Here is a 21,682-nt window from a genome sequence, read left to right on the forward strand (position 1 = left end):
AAATGGGCAGGGTCAGCGTTGTCAATGCCCCTGTTCCGTGTATCGTCGGGTTTGGTTTGGGCCTCGCTCCAGTGTGGCCAGCGGGAGCCGTGCCCGATGGGCACGGCACTACCTTTGCCCATTCTACAGGGGCTGGAGAGGGGATGTACACCTGCATCCCACGAAGCACACTTGCAACCTGCTTTCGAGGTGGCACATCACGCCGCCGGAGGTTTTTTTTATGCATTTTAACCATAGAAAGCATCGTTTGTTCTGTTTTATTTTTACCCCGCCTTTTGCCGCTGGTTGAGTTCAGGACACGGTGTTTCGTCCGCCCAACCGAACTGCCCGGTGCCATGATCCGCATGGAACGTAACCCATCCCCTCTCAACGAGATCCTTCAGGGTGAACTCCGCGAAGTCAGGGGTCTCGTCGGTGAGGCCTGCAAGGGTTTCGGCGGCAGAGTGCAATGCCTTTTTAAGCCCCTCGGGAAGGGGGCTGAGCGTATCCAGAAGATCACGGCGAAGCAGTTTGAAAATAAGGTGCATGCGCCGGTTGCCCAGCACCATCATTTCATCGTCTTTGCTTGCGGTTCCGTTTTGGCACCGGGCTTTGGCCGCTTCCCAGGCCCTGTGGATGGGTTCTGCGTCTTTTTGGACAAAGGCGTCAAGTTCGGCGGATGTGAGATCTGAGGTGGAGACAATGGCCTGGTCTGCATCGTAGAGGTCCCAGTCATCGGTGTGGAGGGTGAGGTCGTAGTCGGCCATGCGCTCTCGCACCGTGGTGCCCGGGAAGGGGGCCAGGTGATGGAAGCCGTACTCGATTTTGAGGCGGTCTTTCAAGGCCGCGCTCTCTTTAAGGGTCTCTCTGGTTTCGCCGGGCAGCCCGGCGATAAAGGAGGCGTGGGCCCGGATTCCCACATTGCGGCAGAGGGCAGCGGCCTCTTCGGCCTGGGCAACGGTGATGCCTTTTCTCACGCGCTTGAGCATGTCGGGGTTGCCGGATTCGATGCCGAAGCTCACCGAGGTGCACCCCGTCTCCATCATGGTACGGAGCAGCTCTTCGTCCACGGTGTTGACCCGTGCGAAAACGCTCCAGCTAAAACGGAGCCCTCTTTTGTTAATCTCCCGGCAAAAGGCGAAAACCCGCTTTCTGCTGGCCGTGAACAGGTCGTCTGCGATGTTGATGGTGGTAAAGCCCATGGAAAGGAGCGACTCGATCTCATCGGCCACACGCTCAGGAGATCTCTGACGCACGTGGAATCCCACCATTTTCCGGCCCAGGCAGAAGATGCACCGGTTGGGGCAGCCCCGTCCGGTGATGATGCTCACGGGAAATCCCAGGGCTTTGTAGCGGGCCAGGGGCAGGAGGTGACGTGCGGGCAGGGGAAGGGCGTCCAGGTCTTGGAGGAAATCCCGCTTCGGGGTTCGAACGATTGTCGAACCATGGCGAAATGCCAGCCCGGCAATGGTTTTCCATGACTCCCTTTTGTGAAAGAGCTTCGCGAACTCATTGAGTGTCTCTTCAGCCTCGCCCACCACGATTCCGTCGATGGCAGGGTATGTGGCCAGGGTGTTGTCAATATCAAAGGACGCGTGGGGCCCCCCCATGAGGATCACCGCATCCGGGCAGATGGCCCTGGCCTCCGTGAGGATGGCGGCCGCCCCTTTGAAATTCATGGTGACGCAGGAAGTGCCGATGATATCGGGCGACATGGCGGTGAGTTCGTCTCTCAGCTTTTCCGGGGTGTACTCCCGGACGATGTAATCGAGCAGGTGCACATCGGCCCCTGCGGACTCAAAGGCGGCGGCTGCGTAGCAGAGGCCAAGGGGTGGTGAAGGGCATTCATCAAGGGGGTAGGGCGGGGCGATCAGGGCGACACGTGTCATGGGATGCCTGTGATTGGGGTTGGTGGTTTTCCGTCAGCATTCCGGAGAAAGGGGCTGCCGGGTGGTAATCGCTGTGTGTATCACACCGCCGGGATTTGGATGGGCGATGGTTTATGGTGCTGAACGAATGTCTCATTTTTTCTATCGGGGTGATATCGGTTTGTCAAGATCGCGACAGGCAGGGGCCTTCGCCGATGGGTGTTTTAGCCTCTGCCTCAGCCCTTTTTTTTGAGCTTTTGAGTGATGAGGAATTGGTGTATGTTCAATGGTTATGGATTGTTGATAGGAGACTTCAGATAAAATCCGTCTGACAAGGAGCCGAGCATGAAGCTGGTGACGTGGTTGAAAAACGGTGATGAAGCAGCCCTTGGGGCATTGACCGGAGACGATGACATCGTGGACCTGAAGGCCGCGGCACGCCTCTTCGGCATATCCGATGAATCCTTTGGGAGTATGCTCTCCCTTATCCGGGGCGGGGAGGGTGCCCTTGACGCGGCGCGCCGGATCATGGTGCGGGTCAGCGAAGAGGGGGAAAAGACGCTGTGCACCCCCATGGCGTCGGCCAGTCTCCTGGCCCCCCTGCCTGTGCCCGAGTCTGTTCGGGATGCCATGGCCTTTGAAGACCATATCATCAACTGCATCCGGGTCCAGGGCCTGAAAAAGCTGGCCGGGATCGACGAAGCCATCGAAAAAAAATGGGGTCGGCGCTACACCCTTGCCCGGTTCATCAACAGGGCCTGGTACGAGCGGCCCGTGTACTACAAAAGCAACCGGTTCTCCGTGGTGGGGCACGACGCAGAGGTGCCCATTCCGTCCTATTGCCGCAGGTTCGATTACGAGCTTGAGCTCGGGGTTGTTATCGGTAAGGCCGGTGCCAATATCCCGGCTGCCAGGGCAAGGGAGCACATTTTCGGATACACCCTGTTCAATGATTTTTCCGCCCGGGACGAACAGATGCGGGAGATGAAAGGGCGTCTGGGCCCTGCCAAGGGAAAGGATTTCAACGGCGGCAACGCCATGGGGCCGGTGCTGGTGACCAGGGACGAAATACCCGACCCTTTAAACATTACCCTTACTGCCCGAGTCAACGGCCGGGAGTGGTCCAGGGGTTCCACCGCGGACATGCACTGGAGCTTTGAAGAGATCATCCAGGCCGTCTCCCGGGATGAGACCCTGTATCCCGGTGAGTTTATCGGCTCCGGCACCTGCTCGGGACGTCAGGGCAGGGGGTGTGGCCTGGAGATGGGGCGGTTCCTCTCCTCCGGGGACACGGTGGAACTCGTTGCCGAGGGGATCGGGACCTTGAGAAACCGGGTGATCTGATGGCCGAAGGGGGGCATGCACCCGGAATCAAAGGGGCACAAGGGGGCTGGCTGCGGTTTCCCTCTTGACACCCATCCTTTTATAATGAATAAATCCAAGCGTCGTGCCTTGATTGACGCGGGATTCTGCACTATCTTGCGTTCGAGCTGCGGCTTTTAAACGACTGAAACAGGTGACCGGAGGGGCACCTTGGTGGTCATAATTTTCTCATGTGTATTGTGGATACTGATTAAAAGGAGAGACTATGGATTCCGCGAAAACCTTTTCCAAGCGGGCTTTTTTATGGATTTTTCTGGTGATGGCCCTTGTTGTCCTTGCCGTGGATGTGGCCATCTACTTTGGTGCCAGCGTGGCAGCCATGAAGGCCGTTCACACCGCTGCCGATCCTGAAGCGGCCAAGGCTTTCTCCTTTGTGTTCGAAAATTTTCCCCGGGTGGTGGTTCCCGTTTCCGTGGGAGCAGGCCTTGTGTTTGCCCTGCTGCTCTGGATGATCATTCGCGGCCTCTACGTCAACGCCGGGGTTCCCGAAGTGGAAGCGGCCCCCAAGGATGAAGGGCCCGTCATCGACCCAGAAGTGGAGAAGCGAAACACCCGTCGAACCTTTCTTCACCTTGTCTCCGCTCTTCAAAAAGAGGGCCGTCTCATTGACTTTTTCAATGAAGATCTCTCCCTTTACAGCGACGACCAGATCGGAGCGGCCGTGCGGGGTATCCACGAAAACTGCGTGAAGACCCTGGACAAGTACGTCACCTGCGGGCCGGTGGTGGACACCCCCGAAGGGGAGACCATCACCGTGGAAGCCGGGTTCAACCCCGAGGAGATTCGCCTCACAGGCAATGTAGCTGGCGAGCCTCCCTTCACCGGCACGGTTCGCCACAAAGGCTGGAAAGCGACCAAGACCGAAGTCCCCACCCTCTCTGAAGAGTCCAACCCCGATGTGCTGGCTCCTGCTGAGGTGGAGCTGGGCTGATGGAGAGCATGATGAGTTCATACATTGTCGGTATCGACCTGGGCACCACCAACAGCGTGGTGGCCTACACCGAACGACCCGAAGACGGGGCGGCTGAAGCGTCGGACATCCGCCTGTTCCGCATCCCCCAGCTCGTGGATGCCGGTGTGGTGGAGAAGCGCGAGATGCTGCCCTCCTTTATCTTTTTGCCCGAGGCCCACGACGTGGGTCGCGGGGCCACGGCCCTGCCATGGGATGCCGAACCCGACGCCGTGGTGGGTGAGTTTGCACGGAAAAGGGGCGGCGAGCTGCCCCAGCGCCTTATCTCCTCGGCCAAGAGCTGGCTCTGCAACACCATGGTGGACCGCAAGGCCGACAACCTACCGTGGAAGGGACCCCAGGAGGTCTCCAAGATGTCTGCGGTGACGGCTTCCGCCGCCATCCTGCGCCACATGCGCGACGCCTGGAACCACGAGATGGCAGCCGATGATGCCTCCCTTCGCCTGGAGAACCAGGAGATTTACCTGACGGTACCCGCCTCCTTTGACGCCGTGGCCCGGGAACTCACGGTCCAGGCGGCAGCCCTTGCCGGCCTTGCCCATGTGACCCTGCTGGAAGAGCCCCAGGCTGCTCTGTACGCCTGGATCGAGTCCATGGGAGACGACTGGCGAAGCAAGGTGAAAAAGGGCGAAACCCTTCTGGTGTGCGATATCGGCGGGGGCACCTCGGATTTCAGCCTCATCGGCATCTCCGAAGAAGACGGGGAGCTTGCCCTGGAGCGTATCGCTGTGGGCGATCACCTCCTCGTGGGCGGGGACAACATGGACCTGGCCCTGGCCTGGTACGTGAAATCCAAGATGGACGCCAAAGGCCAGAAACTCGACGACTGGCAGATGCGTGGCCTGGGCCACTCCATCCGAAGCGTCAAGGAGAAGATCCTGGCCGGAGGCACCAACGGCCCCGAGCCCGTGACCATCCTGGGGCGCGGTTCCGGCCTCATCGGCGGGACCCTCAAAAGCGAGATGGACGAAAAAGAGGTGGACCAGGTGATTCTGGAGGGCTTTTTGCCTCTGTGCTCCGTGGGCGATCGCCCGGTGCAGAGGCGTCGCAGCGGCCTGCGCGAGATGGGCCTGGTTTATGAGCAGGACCCCTCCATCTCCCGTCACATGGCATGGTTCCTGGCGCGCCAGGGCGGCGACGGCTGGCAGAATGCCCGCATTCCGGACGCAGTTCTCTTTAACGGCGGCATCATGAAATCCGCCTCGGTCCGGGAGCGCATCCTGAGCGTGGTGGACTATTTCCGGGAAGAGGTGGGGGACGACACCCCGGTGCGCGAAGTGGAAGCAGGGGATTACGATCTCTCCGTTGCCCGGGGCGCTGCCTACTACGGCCTGGCCCGTCTGGGCAGGGGCATCCGCATCCGCGGCGGCCTCTCCCGCTCCTACTACGTCTCCGTGGAAGCGGCCATGCCGGCCATTCCCGGGATGCCCGCCCCCATGAAGGCACTCTGCGTGGCCCCCATGGGCATGGAAGAGGGCACGGAAGAGCGGGTGGACTCCGAAGAGTTCGTCCTTTATGTGGGCGAGCCCGTAGCCTTTGACATCATGGCCTCGTCGTCCAGAAGGGACGACGGTCCCGGCGATGTCATCGAGTCCTGGTCCGAGGGGGAGATGGAAGACCTCACCTCCATCGAGACCACCCTGGAAGGGGAGTGGGGCACCGCCATTCCTGTTCAGTTCGAGATCCGGGTCACGGAGATCGGCACCCTGGAGTTCTGGTGCGTCGCCATAGAGGGCGACAAGCGATGGAAACTCGAATTCAACGTACGCGAGAGGGATGATGCGGGACACTGAAACACTGAGATACATCATCGGGATTGATTTAGGGACCACCAACTCTGCCATGTCCTACGTGGACCTGGAGCAGCCGGAGACGGCCAAGGGGCGCAAGAACATTCAACTGTTTCGGGTGCCCCAGCTCACCCGGGAAGGGGAGGTATCGCCCATGTCGGTGCTGCCCTCCTTTCTTTATATCCCAGGAACCTACGACATTCCCGATGAGTCGGTGATTCAGCCGTGGAACCCCATGGAAAAACGGTTTGCCGGCCTTTTTGCCCGGGAGCACGGCAGCAAGGTCCCCTCGCGCCTGGTGGTCTCGGCCAAGAGCTGGCTCTGCCACGACAAGGCGGACCGCAAGGCCAAGATCCTGCCCTGGGGGGCGGGAAACGATGTGGGCAAGGTCTCCCCGGTGGAAGCCACGGCTTTTTACCTGGAGCACCTCCGCAAGGCGTGGAACAAACAGATGGGGGGCGACGACGAGGGCGCCTTCCTTGAGAATCAGTTTGTGGTGATCACGGTGCCCGCCTCTTTTGACGAGGTGGCCCGGGACCTCACCGTGGAAGCTGCGTCCCTTGCGGGCTTCAAGAACGTGACCTTGCTGGAAGAGCCCCTGGCCGCCTTCTACAGCTGGCTGATCCGCCACGAGAAGAGCTGGGTTGAGCACGTCAAGCCCGGGGAACTGATCCTCGTCTGTGACGTAGGCGGCGGCACCACAGACTTTACCCTCATCACCCTGAAAGAGAGCAAGGGCACCCCGCGCTTTGAGCGCCTCGCCGTGGGGGATCACCTGATCCTGGGCGGGGACAACATCGACCTGGCCCTGGCCAGAAAGGCCGAATCCCTGTTTGGGGGCAACACCAAAAACCTGTCGTCGGACAAGTGGAAAACCCTCTGCCACCTCTCACGTAAAGCCAAGGAGAAGATCCTGGGGGAGGGCGAGGAGTCCGAGCGCATCATCATGACAGGCTCCGGCAGCAGCCTCATCGGCGGCACCCTGTCGGCCACCCTGACCCGGGAGATGGTGGAAGAGATCGTTCTGGACGGTTTTTTCCCGGATGTTACCAAGGAAGAGGCCAGGAAGATGTCCCGCCGCAAGGGGATCAGCGAGTTTGGTCTTCCTTATGAGCAGGAGCCGGCCATTACCCGCCATATCGGGTGGTTTCTGGAAAATCACAAAGAGGCCGTGGCAGACCTCCTGGGCACGGACCACGCCCCGGACCATATCCTTTTTAACGGCGGATCGTTAAAGCCCACCGCCATCCGGCGCAAGATCAAGGGCGCTGTCCGCCACTGGTTCAACGAGCCCGATGCCTCCTTTCCCCGGGAGATGGACAACCCCGACCCGGACCTTGCCGTGGCCCTGGGCGCATCCTATTACGGCCTGGCCAAGATCGGCAAAGGCGTGCGCGTGGGAAGCGGCAGCCCCCGCAGCTACTACCTCGGCGTGGGATCCACCAACGGGGATGAGCACAAGGCGGTCTGCATCGTGGAGCGCGGCCTGGACGAAGGCGAAACCATCGAGCTCTCCGATAAGAAATTTACGGTTATCGCCAATCGCCCGGCAGAATTTCCCGTCTACAGTTCCAGTTTCCGTTCCGGCGACCGGGCAGGGGACGTCATCACAATCGACGACACCCTCACCGAGCTGCCCCCCATGGCCTCGGTGATCAAGTACGGCAAAAAAGGCAACGCAGAGTCCATTCCCGTTCATTTAAAGGCCCAGTACACCGAGGTGGGAACCCTGGTCATCGGGTGCCGCTCCCAGATCAGCGATCACCACTGGCGCCTGAACTTCCAGCTGCGCCGGGAGGCTGACCCCATGGCCGTGGCTGAAGGGGAGGTCCTGGACGAAGGCCTGACCCAGGCCGCCCGCAGCGTGGTGAAAGAGGCCTTTCACGGGGACAAGACAGGTCTCACCGGTGTGGTGAAAGCCATCTCCGCTGCCGTGGATACCCAGAAGAACGCCTGGCCCCTCTCCTTTATCCGGGATCTCTCCGATACCCTTCTGGACGAGAAAAAGGTCCGGGAACGCGCCGCAGAGTTCGAAGCCCGGTGGCTCAACCTCACCGGCTACTGCCTGCGCCCCGGCACCGGCCACGGCATGGATGAGCAGCGCATGAAGCGGGTGTGGAAACTCTTTCGAAACGGACCCGTCTTTGACCGGAACAATCAGGTGCGCGGTGAGTGGTGGATCCTCTGGCGGCGCCTTGCAGCGGGCCTCAACCCCGGACAGCAGCGCCAGTTTTTCCAGGAGATCTCCCCCCTGGTCTTTCCCGCCCGGGGCAACGGCGTGAAGATGACCCCCCAGGAGCAGGTGGAGCTCTGGATGGCCCTGGCCAACATGGAGCGCCTCATCACCAAGGACAAGGTGCGTCTGGGCAACCAGCTGGTAAAAGCCTTCTCACCCAAAAAATCTCCGTCCCAGATGGTCTGGGCCCTCTCCCGCATCGGCCAGCGCGAACCCCTGTACGGGTCCGTGGACCGCGTGGTGGCGCCCAAAGACGCCTGGCCCTGGATCGAAAAGCTCCTCACCGGCTCATGGAAAGAGCCCAAAGCCGTGGTCAACGCCCTGGTCATCATGGGCCGCAAAACAGGCGACCGCATGCGCGACCTCGACGACGCTCAGCGCGAGCAGGTCATCGCCCGTGCCCAGGCCCTTGGCGGCGGCAAAAAGGTGCTCAAACCCCTCACCGAGGTGGTGACCCTCTCCTCCGGCGATGAAAAAGTGATCTACGGGGAAGCCCTGCCCACGGGCATCGTGCTGCATGAATAAATAAAAAAGCAAAAAAGCAAAAAAGCAAAAAACGCCTCCGGCGGCCAGGGGATGATCCCCTGGACCCCAGGTTTTAAAATCACAGGCCTGAAATGATGACATATCATTTCAGGCCTGTGGCGTTTTGGGGGCAGCACGGTTACACATTACCAACCTGCCACGGGAACTGTAGGGTGCGGCCCCCGCACCGCCTTGCGTAACGCGTCCCACCGGCCCTGTATTTTTCCCATGGCATAACGGGTTTGCAACGATTCGCTTGCCTCCGGCGGGGCGCTTTCCGAAAAAAGCTCCGCAAAAACTTTCCGGTTGCCTGCTCGCTACGTCGAATGCAGTCAGCAAACCAGAACCTTCGAATGGATCAAACGTAGCCTCAAGACCTGTTTGTCAAACCCAAACCATAAAATCGGGCAAGCGTTTGGCCCCTGGCAGGACCGCCGGAGGCTTTTTTTAGCTGAATAGTTACCCGGGGCTCTGCAACAAGAAGCCGGTGACGGGTTTCGATACGCTAAGCGGTGCGCACGGCGCACCCTACAAAACCCCGATCGGCTTCGCGGCTCGCCCTGCACAGCCCCGCACCATAAAATCGCTCCCTATCACCTATGTCCTATCCCCCTATGACCTTTTTTCTATCCTGCACCTCGCATCCAGCGCCAGCACCCCGGACCCGTCTTCCAAAACCCGTACGGGGTTGAGGTCCAGCTCCTGGATTTCCGGGAACTGGGCCATGAGGTGGGTGACGCGGTGGATGAGGTCGATGTAGCCGCATACATCCCCGGCGGCTTTGCCTCGGGTTCCTGCAAGGATTTTTGCCGATTTCAGGCGGCTGATTTTGGTCTCGATCTCATGGGGGGACGAGGGGCACAGCACGGTCTGGGCGTCCTGGAAGACTTCGATGTAGATGCCCCCGTAGCCGAAGAGGGTGACGGGCCCGAAGGAGTCGTCCACGCTGCCTCCCACAAACATGTCGTGGCCACTGCCTGCCATGGCCATGAGACGCACGCCGTCGAAGCGGGCGTTTTGCTTGTAGGCCTCCAGGTTGGCCCGGATGGTGTCGAAACCGTTTCGGACCTCGGTTTCGTCTTTGAGGCCCACAAGGACCCCGCCCGCCTCGGACTTGTGGACGGCATCCGGACTGATGACCTTCATCACCACGGGGTAGCCGATGGCCTCGGCAGCTGCCACCGCGTCATCGGCGGTTGTGGCGGTCTGGTTTGTTGCCACGGGGATGCCGAAGGCGGTGAGCAGCTCCAGGGCCTCCTCACCGTGGGTCCCGGGGTGGGAGCGCACCCAGGAGGCTGCGGCGTCCATGTCGATTTCCGGGGGCAGGGACGTAGAAAAGGCGGGTTCGGTACGTTTTGCGTGGTAGCGCTGCTGGAGCTTCATGATGCGGATCATGGACTCCGGGGTGTTGAAGATGGGCACGTTGACGTTTTGCTTGACCCGGTTGATGGTCTTTGAGGGGCCGTAGAGGCAGGAGGCCATGGGTTTTCCCGAGGAGCGGATGGCGCCGGTGACCTCTTTGGAGATATCGGTCTTGAACATTTTGTTGAAGACGTCGTCGTTTCTGGGCATCTGGGGGTTCTGAGTGAGGTAGACAGCCCCGTCCACCTGATCGTTGTGCAGGACGAGGTTGATGACGCTGGCCGTGGAGGCGGGGTCGTAGATGTCGCCGAGGTCCAGGGGGTTGGACAGGGAGATGACCCCTGCGTTGGTGAACTCGGCGATCTCTTTGTAGAAGGCCTCTCCGGGATCGGCAAACTCGAAGCCTGCTTTTTCGCAGAGATCTGCCATGAGCACGGTGAACCCTCCGGCCGGGCTCATGACCATGATGCGGTTGCCCCGCATGGGGGGCAGCTCGAAGATTTTTGCGGCGCCGATAAAGTCATCGAACTCTTCGATGCGGAGGATCCCGGCGCGTTCAAAGGCGGCGTCGATGATCTCTTCGTTGTTGCTGATGGCCGCGGTGTGGCTCATGGCTGCCTTGCTGCCCGCAGAAGTGGTGTTGGCCTTGTAGACGATCACCGGTTTTCCGGCCTCGGTGGCGGCCTCCATGAGTTTCCGTCCGTCGGTGATGCTCTCTAAGTACAGGCAGATCACCTTGGTGTCCGGGTCTTTTCCGAAGTAGCGGATGCAGTCCACTTCCGTGACATTCAGCTTGTTGCCGATGCTGGCGAACTTGGCCAGGCCGATGTTTTCGTCGGCCATGAGGTGCCAGAGGAAGAGGCCCATGCCCCCGCTCTGGGTAACCAAGCTCATGCCGCCGCGGGGTGCTTTGAAGGTGGGCGTGAAAGGAAGGCAGAGGCCGTTGGCCGTGTTGGCCACGGTGAGGCCGTTGGGGCCCACGAATCGGATACCATAGGCTTCGGCCACGGTCGTGAGCTCTTCGGCCAGTTTTTCCCCTTCGGGGCCGGATTCGTTGAACCCCCCGGAGAGGATGGCCGCGCGGCGGACCCCGAACTCACCGGCCTCGCGCAGGGCACCGGGGATAAGACGTGCGGGGAGCAGAAAGACTGCCAGATCAGGCTGTTGTGGGAGGTCTTTAATGTGACGGTACATCTTGACCCCGTCCACGTGTTTCTCGCCGCCTTTGGGGTGTATGCCGAACAGACGGCCTTCATAGCCCCAGCGGATGAGGTTTTCGAGCATCAGCCTGGGGATGTTGTTTTCTCGATTGGACAGTCCCCAGATGGCAATGGATTCGGGATAGAAAATTTTTTCCATGGTCCTCCGCAGTCTGTGTTATGTGGGTGATGCGCGTTATGGTTTGGGTACAATGTTCAGGTTTTGGGTAGGGGTGTTTTATCTTTACGTTAACGTAAACTTTATAGGCTGAAAGTCAAAGGGCTGTCAAGGGCAAGAAGCAGCTGCCCGGAAAAATTCGGTTTATCGAAGGGGCATCAGGGCTGCAGGGCATGAGAGGCAGTTCTTGACAAGAGGCCTTGCAAGGCATATGTAACGACGGAGTTCTCGCAAGGTTGACGCTGGTTTGCCGCGAGATCGTGACAGAAAAGAGCCGACAAAGAGGCCTTGCCGCTCACCCCTGGGCTGGCACGGCGATGAATCATCCAGGAGATCCTTGCATTGAAGCGCCAGGGCAAAGAAATATACTACACCATCTCGGATTTGGCCCGCGAGTTTGACATCAGCACCCGCTCCATCCGGTTTTACGAAGAAAAGAACCTCATTTCACCCCGTCGTACCGAAGGAAACCAACGCATCTACAGTCGCAGGGATCATGTCCGCCTCAAGCTTATCCTGCGCGGGAAGCGGTTTGGGTACTCCCTTGAGGAGATCTCCGAGATCATCGGCCTCACGGATTTTGACATCGATGAAGTGGAGCAGATCCGGAAGACCCTGACCATGGGTCAGAAGAAGATCACCGATGTGCGGGAGCGCATCAACGACTTGAAGCTCCTGGAAGAGGAGCTGGTCTCCTTTCAGGGGAAGATGGAAGATCGCCTCCGTGAGCTGACCTCCGACGAGTGAGTTTTTCATGCCCCTTCGTTTTTCCTTCTTGGAACCCCATTTCAGCGGATCCCACAAAGCCGTAGCCGAAGGGCTCAAGGCCCACAGCCGACACGACATCGACCTGTTGACCCTCCCCGGTGGAAACTGGAAGTGGCGCATGAGGGCATCGGCCCTTCATTACGCCGGTGTGTTGCGTGAAGCAAAGGATGCGGACGGTCTCATCGTCTGCAACATGGTGGACCTTGCCCGGCTGAAAGGGCTGGTGGGCACCTGCCCGCCGACGCTGGTCTACATGCACGAGAGCCAGCTCACCTACCCCCCGCCCAAGGGGAGCACGGTCCAGGCAGACCTGGTGATGCAGGAGATCTACACCGTCCTTGCGGCAGACCGGGTGGCGTTCAATTCATCCCACCATCGGGAACTCTTTATCAACAGCCTTTCTCCCTTTCTATCCCGTTTCCCGGATGCCGTGCCCCGGGGCCTGGAAGAGATCGTGGCCGAAAAATCCGTGGTGATCTACCCGGGCTGCAGCCTTCCGGCTGAAGCGCCGGACATGGAAGAAAAGCGCACGGATCCGCCCCTCATCATCTGGAACCACCGGTGGAGTTACGACAAGAATTTTCCCGCCATGCGGCAGGTGCTGGAGATGGTGGCGGAGAAGGGGATCCCCTTTGAGGTGGCCCTGCTGGGGGAATCCGCAGGCGGAAAGGCCGAGGAACCGTTTCACGAGGCTCTGAAAAACCTGGGGGACCGGGTGGTTCATTTCGGGTACTGCAAGACAGCCGAAGAGTATCGGGCCTGGCTGAAGCGCGGAGCCATCGTGGTGAGCTCTGCGGTTCAGGAAAATTTCGGCATCTCCGTGGTGGAGGCCATGGCTTATGGGTGCCTGCCCCTTTTGCCAAAGCGCCTGGCCTATCCTGAGGTCCTTCCCAGAGCGTTCCACAGCGCCCACCTTTACACCAGCCGCAAGGACTGCACGGCAAAGCTGTGCGAGCTTCTGGATCGCTTCGCGCACAACGATCAGCGCTCCGCAGCCCGAGATCTTGCCCGCTACATGGCGTCCCATGACTGGGGGCAGCAGGTCACGTCCTACGATTCCGTTCTGGAATCCATGGCTTTTCCACGTTTACATCAAGCCTGACAAATTTTTGCGGTTTTGTGCCCGGTGGTTTGCCGGGGGCAACTGACAGTCTCTGCACCTTAAGGCCCGGGATACCCACTCATAAGCGGGTATCCCGGGCCTTTGTGTATTGGCGTGTGTCGTTTACTTGTGGATGCTTGCCACCTTGGCACCGGTGACTGCAATGAGGTCTTGGGGGGAGAGTTCGATTTCAAGGCCCCGTTTGCCCCCGCTGACCATGATGGTGGGGTGATCCATGGCCTGGGCATCCAGGAGCAAAGGGATGCGTTTTTTGTGGCCCACAGGGCTGATTCCGCCGGTGATGTAGCCCGTGGCCCGTTCCGCCTCTTTGGGGTCGGCCATGGCCGCTTTTTTGGCCCCTGCCGCCTTGGCCACGTGCTTCAGGTCCGTGAGCCCGGTAACCGGGACAATGGCGCCGCAGAGGTTTTTCCCCACCCCGTCCAGGGCCACAATGATGGTCTTGAAGACCCGCTCGGCCGGAAATCCCAGTTTTTCCACGACCTCATCACCGTAAGCCCCGGCATTTGGGTCGTGTTTGAAGCTGTGGACGGTATGTTTTATTTTCTTCTTTTTTAAAAGGTTGATTCCGGGTGTCAAAGCAGTACTCCAGGTATGTTTTGTAATGTTTTGATATATTGGTTGTTTTTATTCAATGTGTTTTTTGTATATGCTGTGGCTGCCCCAGGCAATGGCTGCAACCATCAGCAGGATCCCCAGTGTTTTAAAGCCACCTGCGATGAGGTGGTCTTTGTCCAGGAGCCCTGTCTCGGTGAGGATAAACTGCCAGTCATGGAATCCGTACGGCGAAGAGTGGCCCACGTTTCCACCCAAAAGCGGAAGGGTAAGGCGACGGGCATCGTCCACATAAGGGGCAATGTCCAGGCAGTTCTCCCCGATCCACCAGAGGCAGACCGACGCGCCGAAGGGGTCCCGCTGCTTGATGAGCAGGACGAGCAGGCAGACCAGGGGCATGAGGAGCTGGCCCAGGGTGCCGCCCAGGGAGTGGATCACCGGCCCGAAAGGCCTGAAGAGCAGGTGCCCGGCCTCGTGGAACGGGAGGTTCACGTTGTGAAGAAACGAATTTCCGGCCCCGCCGTCCACCAGGGGGATTGTTGCCAGTTTAAGTCCCCATATTGCGAGCAGGAGCAGCAATACGCCTTTGACCACCGCATAGACCTTCCCTTCAAACGCCCCTTCCGGCTCATAAAACGTCACACGGGTATCTTCCCCATAGGCCTGGTGTCCCCCGTTGGTTTTGACGGGTTTTTGGGACGTATCCGAAGCCGAGGCGATTTTGGCAAAGATTACCCCGCACCGCAGGCACTCCTGGGCGCTCGTCGGGTTTTCAAATCCGCATTTCGGACAGGTTTTTCTGGTTATCATGGGGCAGGCAGCTCCTGATTGTTATGGGGCACTTCATGTCGTGGTGCTTCTGGTGGCGTCGGCATACCGGGGCACGTTTTGTCGGGGGCGGCTCCCGCACCGTGGTCGATTCCACCGTACTGTGGTGGTTCCCGAAAAAATTTGGTGCGCACGGCGCACCCTGCGGGCCTTGGTGCTTCGGGCTGTGTCGGTTTATGCATCATGCCACTGTTTGGAGCGTAACGCATGCTTTCTTAATGGCGCTGGCTAAGCGTTTCGCTTCCGCTGTTTTGGAGGGGCACATTATCCCCTGGTGCTTCTGGTGCGTCGGCATACCGGGGCTCGTTTTGTAGGGTGCGGCTCCCGCACCGTGGTCGGTTCCACCGTACTGTGGTGGTTTTCGAACAGTCGGTGCGCACGTCGCTCGGTGCTTCGGGCTGTGTCGGTTTATGCATCATGCCACTGTTTGGAGCGTAACGCATGCTTTCTTAATGGCGCTGGCTAAGCGTTTCGCTTCGGCTGTTTTTGAGGGGCACATTATCCCGTGGTGCTTCTGGTGGCGTCGGCATACCGGGGCACGTTTTGTCGGGTGCGGCTCCCGCACCGTGGTCGGTTTCACCGTACTGTGGTGGTTCTCGAAAAAATTTGGTGCGCACGGCGCACCCTACGGGCCTCGGTGCTTCGGGCTGTGTCGGTTTATGCATCATGCCACTGTTTGGAACGTAACGCATGCTATCTTAATGGCGCTGGCTAAGCGTTTCGCTTCGGCTGTTTTTGAGGGGCACATTATCCCCTGGTGCTTTGGGTGGCGTCGGCATCCCGGGGCTCGTTTTGTAGGGTGCGGCTCCCGCACCGTGGTCGGCTTCACCGTACTGTGGTGGCTTTCGAGCAGTCGGTGCGCACGGCGCACCCTACGGGCCTCGGTGCTTCGGGCGGTATCGGGTTTTGGTTCATGCCGTTGTTTGGAACGTAACACAGGCCTTCGTTGGTGCCCCGTGCGTATCCTTATCCCTGTTCTTTCCACTCACTATTCACCATTCACCATTCACTATTTCCCCGTACCCTCCATCCCCACAACCTCGGCCATCGCCGTGGTGAGGGTGTGCAAATCGTCCGGCTCCATGACAAAGGGCGGCATCACGTAGACCAGCTTGCCGAAGGGGCGGACCCAGACGCCACGTTCCACGAAGCGGGCCTGGATAACGGCCATGTCCACGGGGTCGGTGAGTTCCACCACGCCGATGGCGCCCAGGACGCGGACGTCGGCCACCTGGGGCAGGTCGGCAAGGGGCATGAGCCCGGCTTTGAGGCCGGCTTCGATTCGGTTGACCCGTGCCTGCCAGGGGGAGTCGAGGAGCATCTGGGTGCTGGCCAGGGCCACGGCGCAGGCCAGGGGGTTGCCCATGAAGGTGGGGCCGTGCATGAAGTTGGGCGGATTGCCGCTGCTGATGGTTTCCGCTACTTCGGCCGTGGCCAGGGTGGCGGCCAGGGTCATGTAGCCGCCGGTGAGGGCTTTGCCCAGGCAGAGGATATCCGGGGTGACTTCCGGGTGTTCCAGGGCGAAGAGTTTGCCGGTGCGGCCGAAGTTGGTGGCAATCTCGTCGAAGATGAGGAGGAAGCCGTAGCGGTCGCAGAGCTCCCGGAGTTTTTTCAGGAAGAGGGGCGAGTAGATGCGCATGCCCCCTGCGCCCTGAACCACCGGCTCGATGATCACGGCGGCGATCTCGTCTTTGTGGCTCTCCATGAGTGTTTCTAATGACTGGATCTCCTCGGCCGAAGGCTCTTCATCAAAGCGGGCGGCCGGTGCCGGTGCAAAGAGGTGCTTGGGCAGGACGCCTGCAAAGATGTCGTGCATGCCGTTGACCGGGTCGCAGACGCTCATGGCCCCGAAGGTGTCTCCGTGGTAGCCGTTCATGAAGCTGAGGATGCGGTTTTTCCCTTTTTTGCCTCGGGCCATCCAGTACTGGAAGGCCATTTTCAGGGCCACCTCCACGGAGACGGAGCCGGAGTCGCAGAAAAAGATGCGCTCCAGAGGATCCGGGGTGATGGAGAGGAGGAGCCGTGCCAGCTCCACCGCGGGCTGGTGGGTGATACCTCCGAACATCACGTGGGACATCCTCTGGGACTGAGCGGCGAGCACCTGATTGAGGATCGGGTTGTTGTAGCCGTGGATCACGGCCCACCAGGAGGACATGCCGTCGATGAGTTCCCGGCCGTCAGCAAGGGTCAGGCGGACGCCGTCGGCCGAGGCCACCTCGTAGGCGGGAAGTGGGTTTTTCATGGAGGTGTAGGGATGCCAGATATGCCTGCGGTCAAATTCAATAGAATCCATAGGTACCATTCACAATCGAAGATAAGGGTTGATACGTTTTTTGTGCGTCATTCCAACGGGGATGCGGGTCGTATTCCAGAATCGTGTAGTATGGCACATCGTGTTCCCACGGAAAAGATGAAAGAACAAGGTGGTGGTGGCCGTTTGCATGTTTCATTCATCCAAACGCAAACCGCCCTTCACGCTGAACGTGAAGGGCGGTTTCTAATCTATTGGAATGAAAAGGCCTTATGCATCCTTTTTGGGCCGCATCTGGTACCGCTTCTGCTGGGAGAGGATGGCCTTTCTCAGGCGGATGGAGATGGGGGTAACCTCCACCATCTCGTCATCACGGATGAAGTTGATGGCCTGCTCCAGGGTCAGGGGCTTCACAGGGGTGCAGACGACGTTGTCGTCTTTGCCGGAGGCGCGCATGTTGGTGAGCTTTTTCTCTTTGCAGGCGTTGACGTTGATGTCGCCCTCTTTGTTGTGCTCACCGATGATCATGCCTTCGTAGACGGGAACTCCGGGGGGGATGATCATGCGGCCGCGGGGCTCCAGGTTGAACAGGGCGTAAGGCACGGACTGGCCTTTTCGGTCGCAGACGATGGAGCCGGTGTAACGGGTGGGGAAGGTTCCCCGGAAGGGCTCGTATCCCTGGAAGATGGAGTTCATGATACCGGTGCCCTTGGTGTCGGTGAGGAACTCGTCACGGTAGCCGATGAGGGAGCGTGAGGGGATGGAGAACTCCATGTTCACGCGGCCGCGGCCGTTGTTGGTGAGGTTGATGAGCTTGCCCTTTCTGAGGGAAAGCTTTTCAGTGATCACGCCCATGAAGTTCTCGTCGCAGTCCACGTAGACGTTCTCGATGGGCTCGGTGCGGACCCCGTCCTCTTCCTTGAAGATAACCTCGGGACGACCCACGCAGAGCTCAAAACCTTCCCGGCGCATGGTCTCGATGAGGATGGCCATCTGGAATTCGCCGCGGCCCTTGACCATGAAGCACTCGCGGTCGTCGGTGAGCTCCACCTTCATGGAGACGTTTTTCATGGACTCTTTTTCGAGGCGGTCCAGGATCTTGCTGGACTGAACGATCTTGCCTTCCTGGCCGGCCAGGGGCGAGGTGTTGATGGTAAAGCGCATGGCAACGGTGGGCTCGTCCACGGTGACACGGGGGAGGGCCACGGCGTTGTCCATCTCACAGACCGTGTCCCCGATCTGGATCTCTTCGATGCCGGAGATGACGGCAATGTCCCCTGCGGCAACGGTCTCGGTCTCGCTGATGCTGAGCCCGTCGTAAATCTGGACCTTGGTGACCTTGATGCGGACTGCCTTGCCCTCTTCGTTGATGTAAACCAGGGGCGTTTTGGTGGACAGGGGCCTGTTGTAGACCCTGCCGATGGCCAGCCTGCCCAGGTAATCGGAGTACCCGAGGTCGGAGATGAGGATCTGCAGGGGTTTCTCTGAGTTGATCACCGGTGCGGGCAGGTCGTTGACGATCCTGGTGAACAGGGGCGTGAGGTCGGTGCCCTTTTCTTCCAGGGTATCCTGGGCGATACCGTCCCTGCCGATGGCGTAGAGGACGGGGAAGTCGAGCTGCTCGTCGGTGGCGTCCAGGTCGATGAAGAGGTCGTAGATCTCGTCGAGTACCTCGTCGGGGCGGGCATCGGCGCGGTCGATCTTGTTGATGGCCACAATGACTTTAAGGCCTGCTTCCAGGGTCTTTTTCAGGACAAAGCGGGTCTGGGGAAGGGGGCCTTCGGAGGCGTCCACCAGCAGAATGGCACCGTCCACCATGGAGAGGGCACGCTCCACCTCGCCGCTGAAGTCGGCGTGGCCGGGGGTATCGAGGATGTTGATACGGGTCCCGTTCCAGTTGACGGAGCAGTTTTTGGCGGAGATGGTGATGCCGCGTTCCTTTTCAAGGTCCATGCTGTCCATGAGCCGGTCTTCCACTTCCTGGTCTTCGCGGAACAGGCCGCTCTGACGGAACATGGCGTCCACGAGGGTGGTTTTGCCGTGGTCAACGTGGGCAATGATGGCGATGTTTCTGATGGTGTTACAGACTGTCATGTGTGGGTCTTCCTCTTGGTTGATGGTTCTTCACAATGCCAACACTACGATGCTTCGCCGCCGGAAGAAATCTGCCGGAGACCTCTGTGGGGGGTGTTACGGAACCATCATATGTCAAGCCGAAACCGGCTGTTGGGCATGGGTGCTCCCTGGTATCGGGGGGGAGCCTGTGGGGGCAACGCCGAGATCCGGGGTTTTTTTAGAATACACAGATATTCAAACAATTGCGGCTCATCACATACTCATATTTTGCCACAGAAACAACCGAAAAAGCGATGGCGACTCATTTTTTCGGGGGGCGCTGCCTGTGAAAATGCCGGGGCTCCGCATGCCAGGCAGAGGAAGGGCAAAGGCACAAAGGTGCTGAACGTGTGCTTTTTCCGGTCCGGGGACACTGTCTGAACGGTTGAAAATCGCGGGGTGATGCTCTATATTCTTTTTTTCCCGGTTTGAATCCCCGGAAACGCCCCAGGCGGTTTTTCGGGGCTTGTGTTGAACTGTAAGATACGGAGTGGTGAAACATGGAATATGCACGTACCGCCGATGAACTGGATGCCCTGGTGGAGGCCAACCCGGACCGATTTCCCACGGAATTCATTGAGGAAGGCTCCCTTGCCGACGTTTTAATGAAAAAACACACATACAAAGAGCTGGCTACCCTGGTTCAGATGCCTGCAGATCCCGGTCAGATGAAAGAGTGGGACCTGACGGAAGACCAGTGGACCGAACAGGTGACCCTTGCATGGCTTGCGTTCAAGCACGAGCATTCCCTTTAAACTTGGCACCGAAGGATTCGCCGGATCGTGAAAAAGACCGAAAAAAAAAGAGAGCATGAGGCCGATGAGCCGTTCTGGGAGAACACCCCCCTGTCCCGAATGACTCGGAAACAGTGGGAATCCCTCTGCGACGGGTGCGGCCTCTGCTGCATGGAGAAGCTTGAAGACGCCGACACCGGTGTCATTTACGTGACCTCCGTGGCCTGCCGATACCTGGACCTTGAAAGCTGTAGGTGTCGGATTTACGAGAACCGCACGTACATCAACGATGTGTGTGTGGAGCTGATGCCCGGCTCTGTGGAGCATTACCACTGGCTGCCGGAAACCTGCGCCTATCGGAGGATCCTGGCCGGCAAGCCTCTTCCTTTCTGGCACCCCCTTATTTGCGGGAGTGCAAAGCAGATGAAGAAAGCCGGTGCCACGGCCAGTGACCGGGCCATCTCCGGTGAATCCATCCATCCCGATGACCTTTACCGGTTTATCGACTACGAAGTGCCGTCGAAGTGATCCCAACGCCCCTGTCAAAAGGGGCTTGGTCCTTCGGATTTTCCCGCCTGTTTTTTTACGCTTTTTTTTATGTCCGTTCCCCTCTCTTTTCCTTGCATCTCGATAATTTGTGACTAATTTATGACATGGGAAATCTTCAGGGTTTCCCCATGTAACGCAATGGCAGTGGCGGTGTGGCTGTCACAGAAGGGTTTTGTGGCGGTGCCGTTTCCGCCCCTGCTTGACAGGGCAGGTGGGCTATGATGGAGCGTGTGATAGAACGGCAAAACAACATCAGTTTTGTAAAATCAACAGCAGCAGCATGGGCCTTGGCGTCTTTGCTGCTTTTTTTGGCCCATATTCTGGGGGGGCCTCTTTTTTCCATTCCGGCTGCGGTGGGGGGGCTGCTGGCCTACCACCTGACGCCGAGGATCTCTCCGGCCGTGGTGCTTCGATTTTACAGAGGGGTTCCGGTGACGGAGTTTCAGATGCCGGGTTTGCATCGTCTGGTGAAGGACCTGGCCACGGATGCACGGCTCACCAATGCTCCGGAAATCTGGATTTTACCCAGTGCACGGTCCATTGCCTTTGTGACGGGAGACCGGCAAAGCTCCGCCATTGCCTTGTCCAGGGGGATCCTTGACGCCCTGACCAGGGATGAACTGGCAGGGGTTGTGGCCCATGAGCTGAGCCATGTGGCCCATAATGACAGCCGCATCATGTGGTTTTCCGAGATCACGGTAAAAATGGTCAATGTGCTCTCCATCATCGGGCAGTTGATGGTGCTCATCAATCTTCCGGCCATCTTTGCAGGGGAACGGGAGGTCTCCCTTCTCCTGCTGGCCGTTGTGGTGACGGCCCCTGTGGCGGCGCTGCTGCTTCAGCTGCACCTGCTGCGGACCCGGGAGTTCGCAGCCGACACAGGCTCTGCCAAGCTTCTGGGGTCACCAAGGCCCCTGATCCAGGCGCTGCGGAAGCTTGAAGGCGGCCGCTCCCCGTTGCTTATGCGCTGGGTGGCGGGACGCAGGGAGCAGCGCGGGCATACGCTGTTGCGCACCCATCCGCCGGTTCGGGAGCGGATCTGTCGGCTCAAGCGGTTGGAATCGGACCCTCGGTGGCAGAGGACCTACACCCCGGTGACGGAACAGGAGCTCGTGGAGATGCTCCTTCCGGGCCACGGGGCAAAGGTGGTGGTGTTGAGGGATCGTGAGGGGGGATAGGGAATGGGGAATGGTTAATGGTGAATAGGGAATAGGGAATAGGGAATAGGGAGAGAGCGCGTGTTCTGTCGGTTCGACGATTTTGGGGTGTTTT

The 21,682-nt window shown here is 59.3% G+C and carries 15 protein-coding genes; 9 read left to right on the forward strand and 6 right to left on the reverse strand.

Annotation, left to right across the window (positions count from 1 at the left end; genetic code table 11):
- Positions 1-263 precede the first annotated feature (263 nt).
- A complete protein-coding gene (locus ACOYW0_RS23135) occupies positions 264-1,868 on the reverse strand; it encodes a B12-binding domain-containing radical SAM protein (protein ID WP_482416102.1) in 1,605 nt (534 codons plus the stop codon).
- A gap of 324 nt (positions 1,869-2,192) precedes the next feature.
- On the opposite strand from ACOYW0_RS23135, the gene ACOYW0_RS23140 reads away from it, so the two are divergent.
- From ACOYW0_RS23140 to ACOYW0_RS23155, 4 genes are all read left to right on the forward strand, one after another.
- Positions 2,193-3,191 carry a fumarylacetoacetate hydrolase family protein gene (locus ACOYW0_RS23140; RefSeq protein WP_482416103.1) on the forward strand — a complete coding sequence of 333 codons (999 nt, stop codon included), beginning with the start codon at positions 2,193-2,195 and terminating at the stop codon, positions 3,189-3,191.
- A 244-nt stretch (positions 3,192-3,435) separates the two neighbouring features.
- Complete coding sequence (locus ACOYW0_RS23145) at positions 3,436-4,161, forward strand: DUF2760 domain-containing protein (RefSeq protein WP_482416104.1); 726 nt, start codon at positions 3,436-3,438, stop codon at positions 4,159-4,161.
- An 8-nt stretch (positions 4,162-4,169) separates the two neighbouring features.
- Positions 4,170-5,993, forward strand: a complete 1,824-nt coding sequence (locus ACOYW0_RS23150) for an Hsp70 family protein (protein WP_482416105.1) — start codon at positions 4,170-4,172, stop codon at positions 5,991-5,993.
- Positions 5,977-8,751, forward strand: coding sequence for an Hsp70 family protein (locus ACOYW0_RS23155; protein ID WP_482416106.1), 2,775 nt, complete (start codon positions 5,977-5,979; stop codon positions 8,749-8,751). The genes ACOYW0_RS23150 and ACOYW0_RS23155 overlap by 17 nt, the downstream gene beginning before the upstream one ends.
- Before the next feature lie 612 nt (positions 8,752-9,363).
- On the opposite strand, the gene ACOYW0_RS23160 is transcribed toward ACOYW0_RS23155, so the two are convergent.
- Positions 9,364-11,472: an acetate--CoA ligase family protein gene (locus tag ACOYW0_RS23160; RefSeq protein ID WP_482416107.1), complete on the reverse strand. Its 2,109-nt coding sequence runs from the start codon at positions 11,470-11,472 to the stop codon at positions 9,364-9,366.
- A 360-nt stretch (positions 11,473-11,832) separates the two neighbouring features.
- Between ACOYW0_RS23160 and ACOYW0_RS23165 the strand changes: the two genes are divergently transcribed.
- Both ACOYW0_RS23165 and ACOYW0_RS23170 read left to right on the forward strand, forming a co-directional pair.
- Positions 11,833-12,237, forward strand: coding sequence for a MerR family transcriptional regulator (locus ACOYW0_RS23165; protein ID WP_281374509.1), 405 nt, complete (start codon positions 11,833-11,835; stop codon positions 12,235-12,237).
- A gap of 7 nt (positions 12,238-12,244) precedes the next feature.
- Entirely contained in the window at positions 12,245-13,360 is a 1,116-nt protein-coding gene (locus ACOYW0_RS23170; RefSeq protein WP_482416108.1) for a tRNA-queuosine alpha-mannosyltransferase domain-containing protein, read from the forward strand.
- A gap of 123 nt (positions 13,361-13,483) precedes the next feature.
- On the opposite strand, the gene ybaK is transcribed toward ACOYW0_RS23170, so the two are convergent.
- From ybaK to typA, 4 genes are all read right to left on the reverse strand, one after another.
- Positions 13,484-13,957, reverse strand: coding sequence for a Cys-tRNA(Pro) deacylase (gene ybaK, locus ACOYW0_RS23175; protein WP_180141468.1), 474 nt, complete (start codon positions 13,955-13,957; stop codon positions 13,484-13,486).
- A gap of 48 nt (positions 13,958-14,005) precedes the next feature.
- Positions 14,006-14,743, reverse strand: coding sequence for a zinc finger Ran-binding domain-containing protein (locus ACOYW0_RS23180; protein ID WP_482416109.1), 738 nt, complete (start codon positions 14,741-14,743; stop codon positions 14,006-14,008).
- A gap of 1,027 nt (positions 14,744-15,770) precedes the next feature.
- Complete coding sequence (gene bioA / locus ACOYW0_RS23185) at positions 15,771-17,054, reverse strand: adenosylmethionine--8-amino-7-oxononanoate transaminase (protein WP_482416110.1); 1,284 nt, start codon at positions 17,052-17,054, stop codon at positions 15,771-15,773.
- Positions 17,055-17,282: 228 nt separating this feature from the next.
- Positions 17,283-19,106: a translational GTPase TypA gene (gene typA / locus ACOYW0_RS23190; RefSeq protein WP_482416111.1), complete on the reverse strand. Its 1,824-nt coding sequence runs from the start codon at positions 19,104-19,106 to the stop codon at positions 17,283-17,285.
- A gap of 521 nt (positions 19,107-19,627) precedes the next feature.
- Between typA and ACOYW0_RS23195 the strand changes: the two genes are divergently transcribed.
- The 3 genes from ACOYW0_RS23195 to ACOYW0_RS23205 all read left to right on the forward strand — a co-directional run bounded on the left by ACOYW0_RS23195 (position 19,628) and on the right by ACOYW0_RS23205 (position 21,588).
- Entirely contained in the window at positions 19,628-19,882 is a 255-nt protein-coding gene (locus ACOYW0_RS23195; protein WP_180141459.1) for a hypothetical protein, read from the forward strand.
- 27 nt (positions 19,883-19,909) lie between these two features.
- Positions 19,910-20,389 (forward strand): YcgN family cysteine cluster protein, encoded by a 480-nt coding sequence (locus ACOYW0_RS23200; RefSeq protein ID WP_482416112.1) that lies wholly within the window; start codon positions 19,910-19,912, stop codon positions 20,387-20,389.
- A gap of 308 nt (positions 20,390-20,697) precedes the next feature.
- Positions 20,698-21,588, forward strand: coding sequence for a M48 family metalloprotease (locus tag ACOYW0_RS23205; protein ID WP_482416113.1), 891 nt, complete (start codon positions 20,698-20,700; stop codon positions 21,586-21,588).
- Positions 21,589-21,682 lie beyond the last annotated feature (94 nt).

The organism is Desulfoluna sp. HI9BLuna (assembly GCF_056829775.1).